The following is a 4,821-nucleotide window of genomic DNA, read 5'->3' as shown; positions in this document are numbered from 1 at the left end:
CGGGGTGGAGAGCATGGAGCCGAGCATGGTGCCCACGAGGAGGCCGGGGAGCATGCCGCCGCCGAAGTAGCCGCCGGCCCAGGGGCCGTAGGCGGGGCCCGCCTCCCAGTAGGGGCGGCGGCCGGTGTCGGTGTCGACGGTGCGGGCCGCGGGGTCACCGAGCCCATGAGGGACTTGGCCCGGTCGTAGGAGTCGAGGGCGCGCTCGTAGTCGCCGCGCATGGCGTCGTCGGCGCCGCGCTCGGCGGGGTGGAAGTCGAGGCGTTCGAGTTCCTCGCCGAAGGCGGTGATGTCCTCGTCGACGACGACTCGCAGCCGGTCGAGGGCGGCGCGCTCCTCGGCCTCCTTGCGGAGCCGGTTGCGGCGGACGACGGCGTAGGCGCCCGCGCCGCCCGCGACGACGACACCGCCGAGGACGACGAGCCCGGCGACGGGGACCCCGTCGTCCGTGCCGACGGCACCCCAGGAGGCCGGGGCGGAGCCGCGCATCGCGGGCAGGGCCTGGTCGACGAAGTTGTTCAGCTCGGTGGCGGCGTCGGCGCCCGGCGCGCGTACGGAGGTGACGAGGTTCTCCACGGCGGCCGGTGACATCACCGACCGGTCGACGCCCGCGTCGAAGCGGTCTCCGAGGCGCACCGCGTACAGGCCGGCGATGCCGGTCTGGCCGCGCAGGTTGTCGATGAGGCCCTTGGGCGGGAACTGCGCGTTCGCGGGGAGCACCGCCACGAAGAGCGGCTTGTCCGCGTCCTTGATCTTCTGCGCGAGGGCCTTCGCGTCGGCCGTGGAGAGCTGGCCGGCGGCGCCGGGGTCGACGTACACCGGGCCCTGTTTCAGGGCGGCGGCCGCATCGGACACGCCCGTGGTCCTGGCGCCCGCGAAGGGCGCCAGGACCAGCAGCAGGAGCACGATCAGCCCGCCGAGGGCCGACCCCGTGGACATCGCCCTGGTCCTCATGGTTCGACGCTACCCGAACCGGACCGAAGCGAACATATGAGGCTATTCGGCGGGGTCGATCCCGGCGCGGAGGAGGCCGTACGTGAAGGCGTCCTCCAGGGCCTGCCAGGACGCGGCGATGACGTTCTCGCCGACGCCGACCGTGGACCACTCGCCGTTGCCGTCGCTGGTGGTGATCAGGACGCGGGTCGTGGACTCGGTGCCGTGGCGGCCCTCCAGGATGCGGACCTTGTAGTCGACCAGCTCGAACTTGGCGAGCTGCGGGTAGATCCGCTCCAGGCCGAGGCGGATCGCCTTGTCGAGGGCGTTGACCGGGCCGTTGCCCTCGGCCGTGGCGACGATCCGCTCGCCCTTGGCCCAGAGCTTCACGGTCGCCTCGTTGGCGTGGATGCCGTCGGGCCGGTCCTCGACGATCGCCCGCCAGGACTCCGTACGGAAGTAGCGGCGGGCCCGGCCCTCGGCCTCCTCGCGGAGCAGCAGCTCGAAGGAGGCGTCGGCGGCCTCGTACGTGTAGCCCTTGAGCTCGCGCTCCTTGACCCGCTCGACGACGCGGCCGACGAGCTCGCGGTCGCCGCCCAGGTCGACGCCGAGCTCCTTGCCCTTGAGCTCGATGGAGGCGCGGCCCGCCATGTCGGAGACGAGCATCCGCATGGTGTTGCCGACCCGTTCGGGGTCGATGTGCTGGTAGAGGTCGGGGTCCACCTTGATCGCGGAGGCGTGCAGTCCGGCCTTGTGGGCGAAGGCGGAGACGCCGACGTACGGCTGGTGGGTGGAGGGGGTGAGGTTGACGACCTCGGCGATGGCGTGCGAGATCCGGGTCATCTCGGCGAGCGCGCCCTCGGGGAGGACCTTCTTGCCGTACTTGAGCTCCAGGGCCGCGACGACGGGGAAGAGGTTGGCGTTGCCGACCCGCTCGCCGTAGCCGTTGGCGGTGCACTGCACGTGGGTGGCGCCCGCGTCGACGGCGGCGAGGGTGTTGGCGACGGCGCAGCCGGTGTCGTCCTGGGCGTGGATGCCGAGGCGGGCGCCGGTGTCGGCGATGACGGTGGCGACGACGGCCTGGATCTGGGCGGGCAGCATGCCGCCGTTGGTGTCGCAGAGGACGACGACGTCGGCACCGGCCTCGTACGCGGCGCTGACGACGGCCTTGGCGTAGTCCGGGTTCGCCTTGTAGCCGTCGAAGAAGTGCTCGCAGTCGACGAAGACGCGGCGGCCCTGGGAGGTCAGGTGGGAGACGGTGTCTCGGACCATCTCCAGGTTCTCGTCGAGGGTGGTGCGCAGGGCGAGCTCGACGTGCCGGTCGTGCGACTTGGCGACCAGGGTGATCACCGGAGCGCCGGAGTCGAGGAGCGCCTTGACCTGCGGGTCCTCGGCGGCCTTGCCGCCGGCCCTGCGGGTGGCGCCGAAGGCGACGAGCTGCGCGTTCTTGAACGCGATCTCCTGCGTGGCGCGGGCGAAGAACTCCGTGTCGCGCGGGTTGGCGCCGGGCCAGCCGCCCTCGATGAAGCCCACGCCGAACTCGTCGAGGTGCCGGGCGATGGTCAGCTTGTCCGCGACGGTGAGGTTGATGCCTTCACGCTGCGCCCCGTCGCGCAGGGTCGTGTCGAAGACATGGAAGCTGTCGTCGAGGCGCGAGCCCTCGGCGTTCTCCGTGGTCATGGCTGTGATGGCTCCTGTCGGATGTGGCTCCGGAAGGTATGGATCCACTTGCCCCCATTCTCACGCGTCGTCCGCTTCCGGCGCGGGTGGGGCCGGAAAACGAAAAAACCCCTCGCGGGTGCGAGAGGTCTGCGCGCGGGTCTGGGGCACGGTGTCCACTGCCGCGGGGGTCGTTCCGCGCTTCAGTGGCCACTGCGGACCGGCGCGCTGCTGCCGATAATCATCGTGGTAGCAAGCACGCCGGAAGTCTGACACAGGTCCGGGGCCGCCGGGACGGCGGTCTCACGATACGGGCAGTTGATCTCGCTTCCGGTCGGGTACGGCGGTGCCGACACGACCCAGGTCGATGTCGCGGGTCTCCCGCATCGTGAGGTAGACGACCAGGGAGACGGCCGCGCAGCCCGCCACGTACCAGGAGAAGCCCGACTCGATGCCGGCGTCCTTGAACCAGAGCGCCACGTACTCGGCGGTGCCGCCGAAGAGGGCGTTGGCGATCGCGTACGGCAGGGCGACGCCGAGGGCGCGGACGCCGGTCGGGAAGAGCTCGGCCTTCACGCAGGCGTTGATCGAGGTGTAACCGGTGACGACGACGAGCGCGAGGAGGGAGAGGCCGAGGGCCGGCCAGAAGGACCCGGCGTGCCCCAGCATCGTCAGAATCGGGACGGTGAGGAGCGTGGAGCCGACCGCGAAGGTGATGAGCAGCGGGCGGCGGCCGATCCGGTCGGAGAGCCGGCCGGCGAGCGGCTGCAGGCAGGCGAAGACGATCAGGGCGCAGAAGGAGACCAGAGTGGCGGTCTGCTTGGGCAGTCCTGCGGAGTTGGACAGGTACTTGGTGAGGTAGGTGGTGTACGTGTAGTACGCCACGGTCCCGCCCATGGTGAGCGCGACGACGAGGAAGGCCTCCCGCTTGTGCGCCCACAGGGCCTTGAGGGTGCCGCGATCGGCCTGGGCGGCACCGACCTCCTCGTACACCTCGGTCTCCAGCATGGTGCGGCGCAGGTAGAAGACGACGGCCGCGCCGAGGGCGCCGACGACGAAGGGGATGCGCCAGCCCCAGGCGTGCAGGGCCTGGTCGGACAGGGTGTGCTGGAGGCCGAGCAGCAGGCCGAGGCCGAGGACCTGGCCGGCGGTCATCGACACGTACTGGAAGCTGGAGGCGAAGCCGCGGTGCTCCGGCGCGGAGGCCTCGGTGAGGTAGGTGGCGCTGGCCGCGTACTCGCCGCCGACGGAGAGGCCCTGGAGGAGGCGGGCGAGGAGGAGGACGACGGCGCCGCCGTACCCGGCGACGGAGTACGTCGGCGCGACGGCGATCAGCACGGCGGAGGCGGACATCAGCGTCACGGTGAGGGTGAGCGCCGCCTTGCGGCCCCTGCGGTCGCCGACCCGGCCGAGGAGCCAGCCGCCGACGGGGCGCATGAAGAAGCCGACGGCGAAGATGCCGGCGGTGTTCATGAGCTTGGCGGTGTCGTCGCCCTCGGGGAAGAAGGCCCCCGCGAAGTAGGTGGCGAAGCTCGCGTACACGAACCAGTCGAACCACTCGACCATGTTGCCCGCGGAGCCGACCCAGATCTTCTTCCAGTGCTCTCGTCCCATGGGCAGGAACCGTGCCGGAGATCACGCGGGGGCAACAAGGGTGCAACGCGCAACGATCGGGAGTACTTGCGTGCGTTACGGTCGCGAGATCAGTGTTTCGGCGATGAACTCCCGCACATGGACGAGGACTTGCTCCCGCCCGGTGCCCGGGATGCCGACGGCGACGTGCACGCTGAAGCCGTCGAGCAGGGCCCGCATCCGGGTGGCGAAGCGGTCCGGGTCGACGGCCCGGAACTCCCCGCGCGAGACCCCCTCGGCGAGGATCGCGACCAGGTCCCGGTGCCAGGCCCCCTCGATGGCGGCCTGCCGGGCGCGGGCGTCGTCGTCGGCGTTCTGCGACCGGTTCCAGACCTCCAGCCAGAGCGTCCAGTGCGGGTCGCGGGGCCCGTCGGGCACGTACACGTCGACGTACCCGTCGAGCCGCTCGCGCGCGCTTCCCGGCTTGGACAGCAGCGCACTGCGCTCGGCCCCGAGCCGCCCCTCGCTCCACTCCAGGGTCTGGAGCAGCAGCTCGTCCTTGGTGCGGAAGTAGTAGAGGAGATGCCCACTGCTCATCCCCACCTGCCGCCCCAGCCCGGCCATGGTCAGCCCGTCGAGCCCGCGCTCGGCGATCGTG

General features: G+C 71.3%; 3 protein-coding genes and 1 pseudogene. All 4 read right to left on the bottom strand.

Annotation, left to right across the window (positions count from 1 at the left end; genetic code table 11):
• Positions 1–953 (bottom strand): annotated as a pseudogene (locus CCN56_RS20765) (hypothetical protein); the annotation flags it as partial.
• A 42-nt stretch (positions 954–995) separates the two neighbouring features.
• Positions 996–2,612, bottom strand: coding sequence for a citramalate synthase (gene cimA / locus CCN56_RS20760; RefSeq protein WP_086828923.1), 1,617 nt, complete (start codon positions 2,610–2,612; stop codon positions 996–998).
• Between the two features lie 282 nt (positions 2,613–2,894).
• Positions 2,895–4,205 carry an MFS transporter gene (locus tag CCN56_RS20750; RefSeq protein ID WP_086828919.1) on the bottom strand — a complete coding sequence of 437 codons (1,311 nt, stop codon included), beginning with the start codon at positions 4,203–4,205 and terminating at the stop codon, positions 2,895–2,897.
• 75 nt (positions 4,206–4,280) lie between these two features.
• Positions 4,281–4,821: TetR/AcrR family transcriptional regulator (locus CCN56_RS20745; RefSeq protein ID WP_107484191.1), on the bottom strand; the 541-nt coding region annotated here is incomplete at its 5' end.

It is taken from the genome of Streptomyces sp. NRRL B-24572, assembly GCF_002156145.1.
Taxonomy (GTDB): domain Bacteria; phylum Actinomycetota; class Actinomycetes; order Streptomycetales; family Streptomycetaceae; genus Streptomyces; species Streptomyces vietnamensis.
Note: the sequence above shows the minus strand (reverse complement) of the source record. Positions and strands in the feature narration are given on the sequence as shown.